General features: G+C 59.4%; 10 protein-coding genes, 1 tRNA gene and 1 pseudogene. 7 read left to right on the top strand and 5 right to left on the bottom strand.

The annotated features are described in order from the left end of the window. Window positions 1-40: 40 nt before the first annotated feature. Window positions 41-379: a hypothetical protein gene (locus WJ12_RS12005; RefSeq protein WP_059558201.1), complete on the bottom strand. Its 339-nt coding sequence runs from the start codon at window positions 377-379 to the stop codon at window positions 41-43. A 502-nt stretch (window positions 380-881) separates the two neighbouring features. Between WJ12_RS12005 and WJ12_RS12000 the strand changes: the two genes are divergently transcribed. Beyond that, on the top strand, window positions 882-2,000 hold the full coding sequence (locus WJ12_RS12000; RefSeq protein WP_059558214.1) for a right-handed parallel beta-helix repeat-containing protein: 1,119 nt from the start codon (window positions 882-884) through the stop codon (window positions 1,998-2,000). Between the two features lie 510 nt (window positions 2,001-2,510). On the opposite strand, the gene WJ12_RS11995 is transcribed toward WJ12_RS12000, so the two are convergent. After that, the gene (locus WJ12_RS11995; protein ID WP_069245684.1) at window positions 2,511-3,500 is read right to left on the bottom strand and encodes a PDDEXK family nuclease; all 990 of its coding nucleotides are present in this window, start codon (window positions 3,498-3,500) and stop codon (window positions 2,511-2,513) included. Between the two features lie 529 nt (window positions 3,501-4,029). Here WJ12_RS11995 and WJ12_RS11990 point away from each other — a divergent pair. The 4 genes from WJ12_RS11990 to WJ12_RS34735 all read left to right on the top strand — a co-directional run bounded on the left by WJ12_RS11990 (window position 4,030) and on the right by WJ12_RS34735 (window position 10,656). Beyond that, window positions 4,030-7,575 (top strand): hypothetical protein, encoded by a 3,546-nt coding sequence (locus WJ12_RS11990; RefSeq protein WP_156810493.1) that lies wholly within the window; start codon window positions 4,030-4,032, stop codon window positions 7,573-7,575. Beyond that, window positions 7,553-8,023, top strand: a complete 471-nt coding sequence (locus WJ12_RS11985; RefSeq protein WP_069245682.1) for a response regulator — start codon at window positions 7,553-7,555, stop codon at window positions 8,021-8,023. The genes WJ12_RS11990 and WJ12_RS11985 overlap by 23 nt, the downstream gene beginning before the upstream one ends. Continuing rightward, on the top strand, window positions 8,020-9,246 hold the full coding sequence (locus tag WJ12_RS11980; protein WP_069245681.1) for a phosphorylase family protein: 1,227 nt from the start codon (window positions 8,020-8,022) through the stop codon (window positions 9,244-9,246). The genes WJ12_RS11985 and WJ12_RS11980 overlap by 4 nt, the downstream gene beginning before the upstream one ends. Window positions 9,247-9,867: 621 nt before the next feature. Further along, the gene (locus tag WJ12_RS34735) at window positions 9,868-10,656 is read left to right on the top strand and encodes an FRG domain-containing protein (RefSeq protein WP_083262743.1); all 789 of its coding nucleotides are present in this window, start codon (window positions 9,868-9,870) and stop codon (window positions 10,654-10,656) included. Between the two features lie 180 nt (window positions 10,657-10,836). Here the strand turns inward: WJ12_RS34735 and WJ12_RS11975 are convergent. The 3 genes and pseudogenes from WJ12_RS11975 to WJ12_RS11965 form a co-directional block, all read right to left on the bottom strand. After that, window positions 10,837-12,044 (bottom strand): annotated as a pseudogene (locus tag WJ12_RS11975) (tyrosine-type recombinase/integrase). 148 nt (window positions 12,045-12,192) lie between these two features. Continuing rightward, window positions 12,193-12,267 (bottom strand) — tRNA-Arg (locus WJ12_RS11970). Window positions 12,268-12,413: 146 nt separating this feature from the next. Further along, window positions 12,414-12,596: a rubredoxin gene (locus WJ12_RS11965; protein ID WP_034190709.1), complete on the bottom strand. Its 183-nt coding sequence runs from the start codon at window positions 12,594-12,596 to the stop codon at window positions 12,414-12,416. Between the two features lie 200 nt (window positions 12,597-12,796). Here WJ12_RS11965 and WJ12_RS11960 point away from each other — a divergent pair, with 200 nt between their 5' ends. Beyond that, window positions 12,797-13,201, top strand: coding sequence for a DUF4399 domain-containing protein (locus tag WJ12_RS11960; RefSeq protein WP_059558167.1), 405 nt, complete (start codon window positions 12,797-12,799; stop codon window positions 13,199-13,201). A 266-nt stretch (window positions 13,202-13,467) separates the two neighbouring features. Then, the gene (locus WJ12_RS11955; protein ID WP_059558166.1) at window positions 13,468-15,417 is read left to right on the top strand and encodes an ATP-binding cassette domain-containing protein; all 1,950 of its coding nucleotides are present in this window, start codon (window positions 13,468-13,470) and stop codon (window positions 15,415-15,417) included. Window positions 15,418-15,470 lie beyond the last annotated feature (53 nt).

Below are 15,470 nucleotides of genomic sequence, written 5' to 3'. Positions count from 1 at the left end.
GCCGGGCCCGGCGGGATCCGGCCGGGCGGCGCGACGTTTGTTATCGGCAGCCGAGCCGTTGATGCTCGGCTTCGAGGTCGGCTCGTTTGTCGTAGGCGTGCAGTTCGTTGCGCAGCTTGCCGTCCGGGCCGACGCGGCGCACGACCTTGTGGCCGCGGTCGGGGGCGTGCGTGACCGCGTCGATGCGCGCGGCCAGTTCGCGGCAGCGTGCGTCGGGCGATGTGCTGTCCCGAAGTGGTGCTGCCGCCGTCGTGACGTTGGCGATGCCCGGGCTGACATAGCGCGGCGTGGCGCGAGCCGTGCCGATATCGGTGTCGGTGGCGTTCGCCGTGCAGGTCAGCGCCGAAAGGGCGGTCAGTGCCGCGATGGTTCGAATCATGATCGGGTCCGGTGCGAGCGAAGGTTCGGGATTCTACGCAATGCGCGGTGCCTCACCGTGGTGCACGGACAAAGTGCGATCACATGTCGCATGACACGGCGATGAATCGGAGAGGCGCGCCAACGGTTCGTGCGTCGGACATACAGTGCGCCGGGGCGGACGAAGGCCTCATTTACAAAGGCGCGACGCATCCTTAGGATGACGCCACCTCCGGTCCGTCAGAAATCCTATGCATATAGTCGATCGCGCGATGCTCGCCGCGCTTTGCCTTGGCGTTGCCGCGTGCGGCGGTGGCGGCGACAGTGCGGCGCCGCCCGCGCAGACCGTTGCGGGCACACCCGTTCCGCCGGCATCGCCTGCCGAGCCTGCCAGCGCGGCGTCCGGCGGCTCGCCGTCGTCGGCGAATCCCGCCAGCCCCGTGCCCGCGTCCACCGCGGCCGGCACGACGCCCGGCGCGGCGCGCGCGCCCACGCAGGGTGCCAATTCCGGGCTCGTCGCGGATGTGACCGTCTATCCGGCAGCCAACGGCGGCGATCAGGCCGACGCGCTGCAAAAGGCATTCGACAGCCTGAAAGCCGGCCAGCGCCTCGTCATCTCGCCGGGGCGTTACGTCGTCGGGCATTCGCTCACGGTCAGCGTGCCGCAGGCGGTGATTTCCGGATACGGCGCGACGCTGGCCGCCACGAATCCCGCGGACCAGACGATCGTGATGAGCGGCACCGGTTCGACGCTCGTGGGCGTGACGCTGGTCGGTACCGGCACGACGCGGCTCACGACGCCGGCCTCAACCAAGGTCGACGTGACCGGTGCGGGCGTCCAGGTGCTGCGCGTGACGATCCAGGGCGGCGCCAGCGCCGGGATCTTCGTGTTCGGCGGCAGCGACGTCGCGATTGTCGGCAATACGGTGAGCGCCACACTGGCGGACGGGATCCATACGACCAACGGATCGATCAACGTGCTCGTGCAGAACAATACGGTGACGGCCACCGGCGACGACATGATCGCGGTCGTCAGCTATCGGGGGGACGGCCGCGTCAGCAGCAATGTGCTGATCGACCATAACGCGGTGTCCGGCAACGTGTGGGGGCGCGGCATGGCGGTGGTCGGCGGCCAGGCCGTGACGATCTCGAACAATACGGTCGACGGCGTGCAGAAGGCGGCGGGCATCCTGGTGGCGCAGGAGGACAGCTGGAACTCGTTCGGTGCGTCGAACGTGATGATTAGCGGCAACGTCGTGACCAACATCCAGAACTCGAACGCAAACAACGGGCTGCAGCCGACGCAGCAGGCGGCGCTCGAACTGGACACGTCGACGGGCACGGTGACGAATGTCGCGGTGACGGGCAACAGCGTGTCCGGCTCCGGTTATGCGGGTTTCCGGGCGTATGGGAACGTGTGCTCGTTCAGCGTGACGGGGAACACGTTCTCGTCGATCGCCGGTTCGCCCGTGTCGCTGCTGGCGAGCGGGTGTGCGGCGAGCCAGATGGTCGTCGATGCGAATCGGTTGGGCGATGGCAGCTTGCTGGCGCAGCCGGCGGGGGTGTCGGCGGCGAAAGGGGCGTTTTCCGTGACGGGGGCGGATGCGAGTTTGATGCCGCAGGTGAGGACGGGGTTGATGTGAGGGGGCTGGGTGGGGTGAGGTTGGCGGGTGGAATGTTGGTCCCCCGACAGAATTCATATCTCTAGACTAGGTGGTCCTTATCGACGGAGACTGCCCATAGATACCAACAGGGACCGGTGCATACGCTGGACGCGTTGAGGAAGCGCCATGTGCTCCCTTGTCTTGCCGCCAGAAGCTAAAAATTCTGGAGAGTTGGAGATAAGTACGTTCTGTCGCTTGTCAGCCTTATCCGGCAAGGCTTCGACTATCTCCAATGTTATCTCTCAGAACACCAAATTTCTTGGAGATAACATTGGAGATAACGGCTTGGTCGGAAACAGCGACATAGCGCGCTCCGAACTGCCCGCCATCTGGAACGCTCCGCGCAAAGAATTTCCCCGGCCCGCCGCTTGCCCGCACGCCGTAGCGGAGTTGTAACGGGAGTCGCAAAGTTGCTTTGCAACCGAAGTCGATTCGCGTCGATGCGAATGGACCCCGGCCGAAGTTACCGTGAGAGGTGACGAGTGTCGGTTAGAACGGCAGGTCGTTGTCTTCGAATGCTGTGGGCAGAGCACCTGCCGGCAGTGGTAAGTTTGTGACGACGAACAGGTTCAAGATGTCGTCGCGGTCCATGAACATCACCTGACTGCGTTTCGTCGCGTCGAGTTTGTTGCCGAGCCAATTTCTGGCCGCCTTCGTTATTTCACCGCCAGCGACGATGAATGCATGGTCGACGAGCACACGCTTGCCAATCTCGGGGTCAAAAATCTCATGTCCGAGCATCATTGATACTTGGTTATGAATTTCTGCGACGTTCGCGTTCTCGCCTTTGGTCATACCGGACGCGTCGAGCTTTCCTTTTTTCGCTTGAATGCCGAAGTAAAGTACGTGCTGGGTAGGTAGTACGTACTTCATCCACACATCCTTGCCGTATTCGAGCGCCTTGTCTTTGTGGCCAGCCGCAGTGATGCGATGGAATCCCAGTTGGCGGAACAAGGGTAGCAGGACCTCCTCGATCAACTCGTCCTCGGATGCCAGATCAAGATAAGCGATCAACTGTTCCCTCCGCTTTAGCTCGGCCGCTGAAAACGGCCGGTGAGGGTTAGCCGACGTGATTGCGATCGTGTTGGTGGCGATGTGGCGTAGATAGCACTTCTTGTCCTGAGCATAGAACGGCTCGAAGCCTTCTCTAGCCAAGGTCGCCGCCAGCGCCGCCAGTGCTCCCGGCCGGTCGTGCCCTTCATTTAGCGGATCCGCCTGATCCATTAGTGTTGCGATTACACGGGCGAAAGTCTCCGGGGGCGTGTTCGGGCCCGGTTGAGGTTCGGCGAGGATGGCGCGTAGAGTTTCCGCAACCCAGTAATTTCGGGTTGATCCGTCGTGCGCGTAATCGGTGTCACAGTCGTAAAAAAAATCGGTCAGCCGACTACTGCTGCGGTACGGAAAGAAGCTGGTTTCCGCCGGAAAGTTGCCGCAAATCATATCGGCGATCTGCATGAGCGTGCGCTGTTTGAATTGCATTTCTTCGTCCTTGTCTCGATCGTGCGCGATGGTTTGGCTTGCCGGGCGACGATGATCGTCACTACAGGGCGGTACTGAACCAGATAGAGCGCGATCACTGCGGAATCGTTACGGGGGTGACAATATTATGCAGCCCGGCACGCCTCTCCGATTGCCGGCAAGAGGCGGTTAATAGCAGCTTGGACGAAAAGAACGGGGGATCGCATGGACACGTGCGCACACGCCAATCTCGAACTGTCGCTCGATCGGTGGCAGGAGTGCCACTGGTTTTTGCACCAGATGGAAGCGAATTACCATGAGCCGGAGCCCGTCAGCCGTAGCGTGCCGATTGATCAACTGTCATGCGTCAAACGAGCCCTTGCCTGTTGATGGTCCGCGACCGCACAGTTCCGCTAGTGGAAAACTAGTCGACCACGTGACGAAAGGTTTTCGGTATGATTTGCATGATTTCGGGGCGAATGATCGTGCGCCGCCATCGGCGGGGTGAGCACGTGACGCGAACACAAGAAAAGCTAATATTCGAGGCAACATGAGTGGGCGCAGGTCGAAGGTCAAATGGAACGGCAGGAGAGCCCCTGCAGATCAGCACAGCCTTAAAGCGAAAATCTATTCAAAAACGGGTTTTCAGATCGAGGCGCTGCGATCCCTCAAGAACGCAACTCCTACCGCCGAGCTATTTCGACTCTTTCCTCAGATTATTCGGAGGCGTGAAGTACTTTCTAGAATTCATGGTGCTCCATTTCCGCGGCAGCCGGCCGAGATCCTTGTAACTCGTAGACTGATCCCACCCGCACCGATTGCCAGCGAGTTGATCTGGGCCATAGCCTACGCGCTGCAGTACAGTGAAGAAATCCGAGCGTTTGTGTTGCACCGAGAGGCGCTGGAGTGTGCGGTACTGCGCAGTGATCGAGCTGCAGCGTTTGCGACACTTCAGCGAGTAGAGGACGAACTAGGCTGGTCCGTCTGGCTGATTCAAAACAGACTCTCTGCTGTGCAGTTGTGGGATGGCTTGGACGAGAAGCGCAAGCTTGCACGAACATACGAGGATCTCATAGCAGCGAACGATCTGTTGAGTATGATCGTCAGCTTCATCGGCAAGCGCACTGAGGGCACTGCGGTTCCAGGCTATCTGCAGGCCGAACTTGCGAGAATGTTCCCTGAAGCCCCGCTGACGCAGATCCAAGCGTATCTGAAAACGAAGCTTTTCGACCTCGCTAGCCCAGCAATACAATTCGTGGGGGTGACGCTTTCGATCGAAGCCCAGTCTGGCGTGGTCGACTATTACGAGACCCTCGTCGCCATGCTTCAGGCCGTTGTAGCTGACGAGGGTGCGTGTGCACACTTTTCGGATTTACTGGTCAAGCCCGTAGCATCACTCCTGGGACGCACGAGCGACCGCCGCTTGGTGCCTGTCCTGCTAGCGCTTGGTGGCGAGGTTCGGTGGGATGCCTTAAAACAGCTGCGTCGCGTCGCTTTCATTGAGGCCTACAGTGAAGGCCGATATGCGGATGCCATTTTAATAGCTGACAGCCATTTGGACGAAAATCCCTCTGACATTTCGGCATTCGTACTGCGTATACGTGCCGAGCTCAAGCAGAGAGCGAAAACAGTTCAATATGCGGGCCCGTTGGGGGAAATAGCCCAGCACCTGCGGGCGGTCCTCGCGTTCACGGGCGACACTTATGCATCGGCGTTGTCGCTGTACACGATTTACGACCGATTTTACGGACATGCGTGGGCGACCTACTTGCGTGCGATCGTCATGCAGGAGCTTTCGCACGACCAGTTTGAATATCCATCCAGCTCGCTCCGTCGAGTGCTCGCCTTAGACCCGAATTTGACCCCGTTCTCTGCATTGCTGGAACGACCTTCAGGACGCTCTAAACTTACCGAGACCTTCCGGCATGCGGATGTTTTTGGCACCACTCTGCAGGTCTACGAGTTGGCAACGACCGGCACTATACTCGGCGACGCTTCCGCCATAAGCGTGGAGCGCCAAAAGCGCTATGTGGGTCGCTTTCAGCTTGCGAGTGGCATGTATGCGGATGCAATTGCAAATTTCACTTGGTGTCGGGAACATCTTGATGGATCTGACGCACTGCGCTGCAGTACAGCCGCCGTGGTCGCTTATATTAGGAGCGGGGACTTGGCGTCGGCAGTGTCGGCAACGGTCGCGGCTTATCTAAGTTGGCCATCGGTGCCAACGGTTCTACCATTGCCCGAACTCGTTGCTGCGTTGGAGTCTCCGGGCGAATGGCCCACATCGATCTCGCTGCCTCTCATATTCGAGCTCTATTTCAGCTTCTTCAACAACGACCGACTAACGCACTTACGCTATGCGTTCGAGCGGTTTCAGACTCAGCAGGGTATTGCCTCACCAGGAGCACTTCGGGAGCGCATAAATGAGTTCGGCCTGCAGAATGTGATCTTGTACCTGAGTCGGGTCTGGCGACCCGAAGTCATGCGGCAGACGATACTTTACGAAGGAACGCGGGAAATTGAAGAGGAACGCATTCGGGTCTGCCGCATCCTTGCCGAGATCGACCCCGGCAACGCTTCCGAGTATTTGGCGGAAATTCGGGAGCGCGTTAAAGCACAGGAGCTTGCAAAAGCGACGAACCTCGTTGAGCAAAGCCGCGTATACGTAGACATCAGCGCTATCAAAAAGGCGTTGCGCACCCGCCTTGGGGACGCCTATGCTCGCTACAAATCTGCAATGCAGACCGTGCCTGTGGTTGAGAATTCGCTCATTGAGCGACTTACCGACGTTCTGTCCGAGGTGGAAGCTACTGGTCACTCGCTGACCAAAATGCTCTCGACCTTACACGTTATCAACAGTGAGACGTCGAACTCGGAGCTTGATGTTCAGTTTGCTGCGATGTTCGCCGAAGTGACAAATGAGTTCCTGCGCGGCGATCATGGGCTGAATGCCTATCTCAGCACACGCGTCCGCCACGGCAAACTCAGCAATGCGCTACGCAAGCCAGTGGCAGACGAGTTCCTTGTGACCGAACGAAAAGTGGGAACCTCCGACTACGTTCCGAACGACTACTGGGACTCGGCGCTTACGGCTCTTACTCATGGAGAGCGGGCCAACGTTTTGCAGGTACTCGGGCGGTTTGCTACGAGCATTGACTCAATCATTGCGTACGTGCGTGACAGTCTGATCCAGGTCGTCGTAGTTCATGAACTTGTAACCAGTGGCGACAATCCGCATGCGCTCTTCGTCTACCAAACTTCGAATTTGGAACGGATGTTTGTTCAAGCCAGCGATCGACGCATTAAGCATATTGATGACTTCATTAATCTTTGCGTCGAGACCCTGTGGGAAAAAACTGACGCTAACTTGGCAAAGGTTCAACAGGTTTTAAATACCGATATTCGTTCCCGGTTTCTGGATGCTTTTGATCACCTTACGGAATCTCTTGCGGCATTGCACTATGCGGACCGACTCGGCGAGCTACATAACCACATTGGACGTGCGCGAACGAATATCCAAACGAGAATCTCCACGGTGTCGTCGTGGTTCAAGCGCAGCGAGGTTTACGACCGACAGGACTACGGAGTCGATTTTCCTGTCCTCATCGCTCGTTCGATGATTGAGAACTCAATCTCGGGCGCGACGGGGTGGGATGGTGTCAGCATCAAGGGTGAAGGTGGGGCGGCTGTCATGCCCGGGAGGACACTCGACGGCATGGTTGATGTATTCTGCGGGCTATTCGAGAATGCGATCGCCCATTCTGGTGTGAGCGTCGATAGGCTCAATATCGATGTCTCGTTGAGTTTGTCGGACGGGAAGTTCAGTGCGCGGGTGCGTAATCCGGTCGAAGCGCTAACCTTCGAGCGGCGTGACGAACATCGCCTGGAGAGAATTCGCAATGAGATTCGCAAGAGTGATACTCGGCGGAAGGCTCAGATGGAGGGGCGCAGCGGTTTTCATAAGCTCTGGGCGACCATAAATGCACCACAGTACCGGGATCCATCGCTGCTGTTCGGTTTTACCGACGATGGAGCTTTCGAGGTGGCCATCGGATTCAGAATCGAGATTGCGGATGATGAAGATACTGCTTATTGAAGATGATGAAGAAAAGAGTCGAATCCTTGCGGATTTTGTGTGTGACGAGTTTCTCGGAGTCGAACTCGAGACGGCTAGGTCATTCAGTAGTGGGTTGCGAGCGGTAATCAAAGGGGCGGACTCATACGCGGCGATTCTGCTGGATATGAGTATGCCCAACTACGACGTATCACTCGATGAGCCAGGTGGTGGGACGCCAGAGAGTTTTGCTGGGATCGATTTGCTGTCCCAGATGAAACTGCGGGGTATTCACACGCCGACCATCGTAGTTACGATGTTCGACAAGTTCGGCGACGAACCAAATCGGTTGTCGCTTAAGCAATTAATTGAAAAGCTGGATACTCAGTACCGACCGATCTTCCGCGGGCTTACTTACTATAACGTCGCGGAAGACGGTTGGAGATCCTCGTTGAAAAGTCTGATTGAAGGTGTTGTTACTGCGCGATGACTCGAATCCTGATTGTAGATGATGAATACGACAAGGCCCGCGCCATTTCTGAGGTTGTCTTGGAGCATGATGCGAGCATTGAGATCGAGCATGCGACAACGTCCGCGGCGGCAAGGCGTTTTCTGACCACCAAAAAATTCGACTTGCTTATTGTCGATTTGAACCTGCCAGATGTATTGGGGGCGGCGCCCACACATCAGGGTGGTTTGGCACTTTTTGACATGCTGATAATGGACGAGAGCGCGTGGCTGCCGCCTGACATCTTGTTTCTGACTGCCCGCGAGGAGCTAGTTGAAGTGGCGCAGGCGAACGTGCGGGACCGCGGGGCCTCATTCTGCCTATTTAATGAAACCGCAGATAGCTCATGGAAGGCTATGCTGGTTGGCAAGCTCCACCTAGCAAGCGCACGCGTTAAGCGTGTAGCTCGGCTTTCCCCTCGTGCGGATGTGGCCATAGTCACAGCCCTAGGTACCCCAGAGCTCGACGCAGTACTGAATCTAAATTATCAATGGGCGAACAAGCGCTTCCCGGATGATCCTACTGGTTACCACTTTGGCCAAATTCCGCGAGCTGAGGGGCCATTGACGGTTGTAGCGGCGTCGGCACGCCGAAAGGGCATGCCATCCTCTGCGGCGCTCGCCGCAAAAATGGTCGAACGCTTTCGCCCAAGGTACATCGTGATGCTGGGGATCTGCGCTGGCGTGAAGGGTAAGACAGAACTCGGTGATGTGATCGTGGCTGATCCCTCCTGGGACTGGGGCAGCGGCAAGTTAGCCGAAAAACCTGACGGCTCGGTGGTGTTCCAAGCCGCCCCGTATCAGCGCCCGCTTAGCTCGCATGTGTCTCAACTCGCGATGGAGCTTAGCAGTCGCCCGGAAGTCGTGGCGGCGATCCGTTCCGGATGGACTCATTCAGCTCCTGCTGGCAAGTTTTCCGTTCGGGTTGGCCCGATGGCTTCAGGTGCTGCTGTCTTGGCGACGGACGGTGCTCTTGACCCAATCACTGCTCAAAACCGTGAACTACTTGGCGTCGAGATGGAGGCGTATGCAGTCATGGCGGCAGCGGACTACGCGCGCCAGCCCGCGCCGTGCGCACTAGCTATCAAGTCGGTTTGCGATTTCGCGGACGCGGAAAAGGGTGACAATTGGCAAGCTTACGCCGCGTACACTAGTGCGGCATTCTTCAACCAACTTTTCTTGAACCGCGATCTACCACTAACCTGAAGCGGATCGCGGCTGCTGGGAGGGACTCTTCGTATTCGTGGTTTGAGGAATTCGGGGTAACGTCGCTCTTGTTGATAGCGCGTCGTGCCGACGGCGAAAATGCCCGCAGCGTGGAGTCCGTCCTGGGGATGGTCATCTAAACGAAGATCAATATTCGACAGGCATCGTGGAGGCGTGGGCGAACAGCTAACACAGGTCGCTGTCTGCCCGACCGTCCGCAAGCCGATCAACCGAGGCCGTTCCCCAAGCTTGAAATGGCCCGAAGAAATCAGGCAGTTCAATACCGCCGTCCGCGCGGAGCCAGTGCGGCGGCCATTCCAAAACTGTCGATGTCTATTCGCGTGCCCGCGTCAATAGTGCGCGGTCGCGTGCGCTGGGAAAGCGAATATGCGATATGGTCGCCATACATTGTCGTGCGACGTAGGCTCCTTGCATCAAATCCAGCGTTTATCGCCGTGATGGTCCGCTTGAGTCGGAGCTTGGGAGCTGCGGATATTCGACGCGGCGGCGAGAGCTCTGCTAAGCTCATCAATAAGACGATTGCAGAAGGAGCGGGTGTTTTCCATTGGGTTGGATGATTGGTAAAAATAGCCAGAGATCATTAAATTTAAAAATAAAATCATGAGTGAACAAAAAAATTACGAAGAACTTGATATTGAGAAGCGCATCATGGATGTTCGCATATCGTCATGGAGACATTTTCATGAATATGTTGTTACGGAGATGCTTGATTATTCTCATTACATCTGGAGGGGGCAAAGGGATTCCAATTGGGGGCTCGAAACCAGTCTTGATCGTATATTAAATTCGACGAATAAGGGGGCGAACAAATTCACGTTGCAAAGGCATTTAAATAAATTCAAGCTTGCCTCGCGCGGACGGCGAGGACCTAATCCGAGAGCGGAACTGTCGGAAAATGATTGGTGGGCGCTCGGTCAACATAATGGATTGGCGACGCCGTTATTGGATTGGAGTACTTCACCATTTGTCGCTTTGTATTTCGCGTTCGCCAACAAAGAGCCGTCTAAATCTGGTAATCGAGCTGTATGGGCTCTCGGGCCTGTTAGTGACATGGTCAAAGCCATAAAAAACGAAAATGCTTCGGCTCCCGTACTTGAGTATATTCGTCCGCATCAAGATGAGAATGCAAGGCTGGTGAGTCAAGGTGGCCTCTTCACGCGAGTGCCATTGGGTTTTACCGTGAAAACGTGGATAGAGGAGAATTCTGAGAAGGGGGAAAATAAAGAATTGGCAATTTTGATGAGGCTGCTGATTCCGGATCAAGGGCGGGAGGAGTGTTTGAGGGCGTTAAATATGATGAATATTAACCATACCACTCTTTTCCCGGATTTGTATGGTGCTGGCCTCCATTGCAACAATGCTCTAGTCATCGACAAATACGCTGTTTAGGGACGTCTCGCCCCCTAAAGTTGCATTGGTTATAAAGTGCGATCATATTCGCGGAGCATGGAGGTTTGTTCTGGGGCGTAAGTGACGGATACCTCGGTGGGTGGCGGGCAATCTCAAGTAGTGCCCACCTCCCATCGTTGACCGCGACGGGAAGTGGGAGAGAGGGGGGCGTTATCGGGCTCATGCGACACGGAAGATATCGGCCCCTGCCTTTAGGCGATCGAGATGATCGCCCCATACCTGCATCATGCGCCTGCGTTCCGGCAGGTATTCAGCGTGGACGTAGGCGGCAGTCACTTGATTGCGTTCGGCGTGAGCCATCTGGCGCTCTACAACATCCCTGCCGAAGCTGAGTTCACGCAGAGCAGTGGCCGCCAGCCCGCGAAACCCGTGCCCCGTCATTCGTGATTTGTAGCCCATGCGGTAGAGCGCATAGAGCATGGTGTTGTTCGAAATGTGGCTTCGGCCTTGCACACTGTAGAACACGAATCGATGCTGGCCGTTGAGCGCGCGGAGCTGAGCGAGCACTTCGAGTGCCTGCCGCGATAGCGGCACGATGTGCGGATCGCGCATCTTCATGCGTTCAGGAGGCACGCGCCATTCTGCGGCTGTCTCGTCAAACTCCGACCACTCCGCACGGATCATTTCCGTTGTCCGCACGAAGGTCAGTGCCATCAGGCGGAGCGCGAGCCGGGTAACGAGGTCGCCTTGGTAAGCATCGATGTCGCGCATGAGCTGCGGGATCTCTGTCGCCTTGACGCGGGCCATGTGCTGCACGCCCGGCCCCTTCTTCAAGACCGTCTGCGCATCGATGTCGGCCGCTGGATTCCTGGAGCATCGTCCCGTCATGATCCCGTACTGGAAGACCGCGCGCGAGCGCTGGAGAATCCGCTTCGCCGTCTCGCGCACGCCGCGCGCCTCGACCTTGCGAACGATGCTGAGCATCTGCGGCGAATCGATCTCCGTGATCGGGCGAGGGCCGATCTTCGGAAACACGTCGACCTCAAGCGAATTCAGCACCTTCTCGGCATAGCCGTCACTCCAGCCCGGACGCCGAGAGTCGAACCACTCGCGGGCTACCGCTTCGAACGAGTTGGCCGCCGCGATCTCGGCGGCCCGTTTCGCGTCCTTCTTCGCCTCGCCCGGATCGATGCCGGCCGCGATCTGCTCGCGGGCTTCGTCGCGCTTCTTCCTCGCCGTCGCGAGCGTGACGGCCGGATAGACGCCGAGGGCGAGCGTCTTCTGCTTGCCAAGGAATCGGTAGGACAAGCGCCAGTACTTCGCGCCGTTCGGTTGGACGAGCAAGAACATCCCGTTGCCGTCCGTGAGTTTGTACGGTGCGGCGCTGGCCTTTGCGTTCCGTACCTGTATGTCACAGTGAGAGGCATTGTTGGTATCTGCTGATACCAACAAAAATACCAACACTTTCTCCGGCTGTCACTGAGCAACGTTGGGTAACGATGGGCGCGAGAAGGCCGCCAGATGGGCTTGAGCGGGGAGTTTCTTGTGAATCTTGGGGGAGGTTTGGGGCTTGGCTGGTCCCCCCGACAGGAATCGAACCTGTATCTAGCGCTTAGGAGGCGCTTGTTCTATCCATTGAACTACGGGGAGAGCCATATCCAGTCGATCACGCGAAAAACGCGAGCCGGACGGCGGTGTGGACAGCGCGCAGAGTATAGCAAACGCGCGGCGCGTCGGCGGGGCGGAATGCGTGCCGACGCGCGTATCGCGGAATCACCCGCGATCGGAACGAACCATCAGAAATCGACGACGACGAAATCTTCCTTGCCCACGTCGCACAGCGGGCAGCGCCAGTCGGCGGGAATGTCGGCGAAACGGGTGCCGGCCGCGATGCCCTCGTCGGGCAGCCCTTCGGCTTCGTTGTAGACCCACCCGCAAATCAGGCAGACCCAGCTCTGGTATTCGGTTACTTCGCTCATGTGGTGCTCGGGAAAAATGGAAACTCGGTAATGCCGTCCGCACCCTGTCCAGCGGACGAAAGGCGCAATAGTACCGGAATTTCGCCGAACACCTAGGCAACGTCGTTTTAAACGTACGCATCGCGAACAACGGGCATCATCGCGTGGCGCGGGCATGCAGTGTATGCTTCGTGGGCCTGTCAATCTGAAGGAGGAAAACGATGCTCAACAGAAAGTGGATCGCGGGTGCGGTGTGTGTCGCGGCGCTGGCCGTGTCGACGCTCGCGCGTGCCGAAGCGCGCGTGTTCTTCGTCGAGCCGCAGGACGGCGCGACGGTGTCGAGCCCCGTGCACGTGAAGTTCGGTCTCGACGGCATGGAGCTCAAGCCCGCCGGCGACATGACGCCGGATACCGGCCACCATCACCTGCTGATCGACGGCAAGCCGGTGCCGAAGGGCGACGTGATCCCGGCGAGCGACCATTCGCTGCATTTCGGCAAGGGCCAGACCGAAACCGACGTGAAGCTGGCACCCGGCAAGCACACGCTGACGCTGCAGCTCGGCGACGGCGCCCACCGTTCGTACGGCCCCGAAATCAGCTCGACGATCACCGTCAACGTGAAGTAATCGTACGTCTCGCGCGGGCGCCCGGTGTGCCGCGCGCGGGATCGCCGATCGGCCGGCCACGGGCATCGGGCCGGCCTTCGCCCGTTCGTGCGGGCACGCAACCCGCACGGCGGTTTTCGGCCCGGATACCGGCCGCCAGCCACGCGTCGCACCGCGTCGGCGCGTTTCGCGCGCCGGTTGCAATGCTCGTCCATCCAGCCATGCCGGTGCCGGCCTCCGCGCCCGGTACAATGGGCGCTTCCGATTCCTCTCTTCGCCGTCTCCCCATGTCGCTCTATTCCATTACCGGCGCGCAGCTCGCGTTCGGTCACGTCGCGTTGCTCGATTACGCGGATTTCTCGCTGGAAGCCGGCGAACGCGTCGGTCTGATCGGCCGCAACGGCGCGGGCAAGTCGTCGCTGCTGAAGATCGTCGCCGGCCTCGCGAAGCCCGATGACGGCCTGATCACGCGCCAGCAGGAGCTCGTGACCGTCTACGTGCCGCAGGAGCCCGAGTTCGAACCGGGCGCGACGGTGTTCGACGCGGTCGCGTCGGGGCTCGCGCACACGCGCGAACTGCTCGAAGAATACGATTCGATCGCGCATCGTCTCGCCGATACGCCCGAAGGCGCCGAACACGACGCGCTGCTCGCGCGGATGAACGCGCTGCAGTCGTCGCTCGACGCGCACGACGCATGGAACTGGCGCACGCGCGTGGCGATGACGCTCGCGCAGATCGGCCTGCAGGACGGCGACGCGAGCGTCGACGCGCTGTCGGGCGGGATGCAGAAACGCGTCGCGCTGGCGCGCGCGCTGGTACTGCAGCCCGACGTGCTGCTGCTTGACGAGCCGACCAACCACCTCGACTTCGACGGCATCCGCTGGCTGGAGGAGCTGCTCGTCTCGCAGCGCGCGGGTCTGCTGTTCATCACCCACGATCGCGCGTTCCTCGATCGCGTCGCGACGCGCATCGTCGAGCTCGACCGCGGCCGGCTGCTGTCGTACCCGGGCAATTTCTCCGCGTACCAGACGCGCAAGGCACAGCAGCTCGAAGTCGAGCGCGTGGAAAACGAGAAGTTCGACAAGCTGCTCGCGCAGGAAGAAGTGTGGATCCGCAAGGGCGTCGAGGCGCGCCGCACGCGCAGCGTCGGCCGCATCGCGCGGCTCGTGCAGATGCGCAACGAGCGCGCGGAGCGCCGCAATGCGCAGGGCAACGTGCGGCTCGACGTCGCGCAGGGCGAGAAGTCCGGCAAGATCGTCGCGGAGCTGACCGACGTGACGAAGCGCTACGGCGGCCGCACGGTCGTCGACCGCTTCTCGGCGACGGTCATGCGCGGCGACAAGATCGGCTTCGTCGGCCCGAATGGCGCGGGCAAGACCACGCTGCTCAAGCTGATCCTCGGCGAGCTGAAGCCCGACGAGGGCACCGTGCGCACCGGCACGAACCTGCAGGTCGCGTATTTCGACCAGATGCGCGCGCAGCTCGACCAGGACAAGAGCCTCGCCGATACGATCAGCCCCGGCAGCGAGTGGGTCGAGATCGGCGGCGTGCGCAAGCACGTGATGAGCTATCTCGGCGATTTCCTGTTCGCGCCGGAGCGCGCGCGTTCGCCGGTGAAGTCGCTGTCGGGCGGCGAGCGCAACCGGCTGCTGCTCGCGCGCCTGTTCGCACGCCCGGCCAACGTGCTGGTGCTCGACGAACCGACCAACGACCTCGACATCCCGACGCTCGAGCTGCTCGAGGAGCTGCTGGCCGACTACGACGGCACGGTGCTGCTCGTCAGCCACGATCGCGCGTTCCTCGACAACGTCGTGACGTCGGTGATCGCGGCCGAGGGCGACGGCAAGTGGCGCGAATACGTCGGCGGCTTCAGCGACTGGCAGATCCAGAGCGAGCGTTCGGAGCAGCTCGCGCAACAGGAAGCCGCGAAGCGCGCGGTCAAGGAAGCGGTGCCGGTGAAGGAAGACGCGGCGAAGAGCGCCCCGGGCCGCAACGCGCAGCGCACGGTGAAGCTGTCGTTCAACGAGCAGCGCGAGCTCGATTCGCTGCCGGAGAAGATCGCCGCGCTCGAAGCGGAGCAGAAGACGATCAATGCGCAGCTCGAGGACGGTTCGATTTTCGCGAAGGATCCGCAGGAAGGCACGCGCCTGACCGAGCGCTTCGCGGCGATCGACGACGAACTGCTCACCGCGCTCGAACGGTGGGAAACGCTCGAGGCGAAGCGCAAGCCGGCGTGACGCGTGCGGCGCGCGCCGATCCCGCGATTGGCGCGCCACGCGGAACCAGTAAA

The sequence above is a fragment of the Burkholderia seminalis genome, from assembly GCF_001718535.1.
In the GTDB taxonomy this organism is placed as follows: Bacteria; Pseudomonadota; Gammaproteobacteria; order Burkholderiales; family Burkholderiaceae; genus Burkholderia; species Burkholderia seminalis.
Note: the sequence above shows the minus strand (reverse complement) of the source record. Positions and strands in the feature narration are given on the sequence as shown.

Excerpts from the sequence above, each read along its gene's own strand:
- WJ12_RS12005 (WP_059558201.1), bottom strand. The coding sequence starts at position 379 with ATGATTCGAACCATCGCGGCACTGACCGCCCTTTCGGCGCTGACCTGC.
- WJ12_RS11995 (WP_069245684.1), bottom strand. The coding sequence starts at position 3,500 with ATGCAATTCAAACAGCGCACGCTCATGCAGATCGCCGATATGATTTGC.
- WJ12_RS11990 (WP_156810493.1), top strand. The coding sequence starts at position 4,030 with ATGAGTGGGCGCAGGTCGAAGGTCAAATGGAACGGCAGGAGAGCCCCT.
- WJ12_RS11985 (WP_069245682.1), top strand. The coding sequence starts at position 7,553 with ATGATGAAGATACTGCTTATTGAAGATGATGAAGAAAAGAGTCGAATC.
- WJ12_RS11980 (WP_069245681.1), top strand. The coding sequence starts at position 8,020 with ATGACTCGAATCCTGATTGTAGATGATGAATACGACAAGGCCCGCGCC.
- WJ12_RS34735 (WP_083262743.1), top strand. The coding sequence starts at position 9,868 with ATGAGTGAACAAAAAAATTACGAAGAACTTGATATTGAGAAGCGCATC.
- WJ12_RS11965 (WP_034190709.1), bottom strand. The coding sequence starts at position 12,596 with ATGAGCGAAGTAACCGAATACCAGAGCTGGGTCTGCCTGATTTGCGGG.
- WJ12_RS11960 (WP_059558167.1), top strand. The coding sequence starts at position 12,797 with ATGCTCAACAGAAAGTGGATCGCGGGTGCGGTGTGTGTCGCGGCGCTG.
- WJ12_RS11955 (WP_059558166.1), top strand. The coding sequence starts at position 13,468 with ATGTCGCTCTATTCCATTACCGGCGCGCAGCTCGCGTTCGGTCACGTC.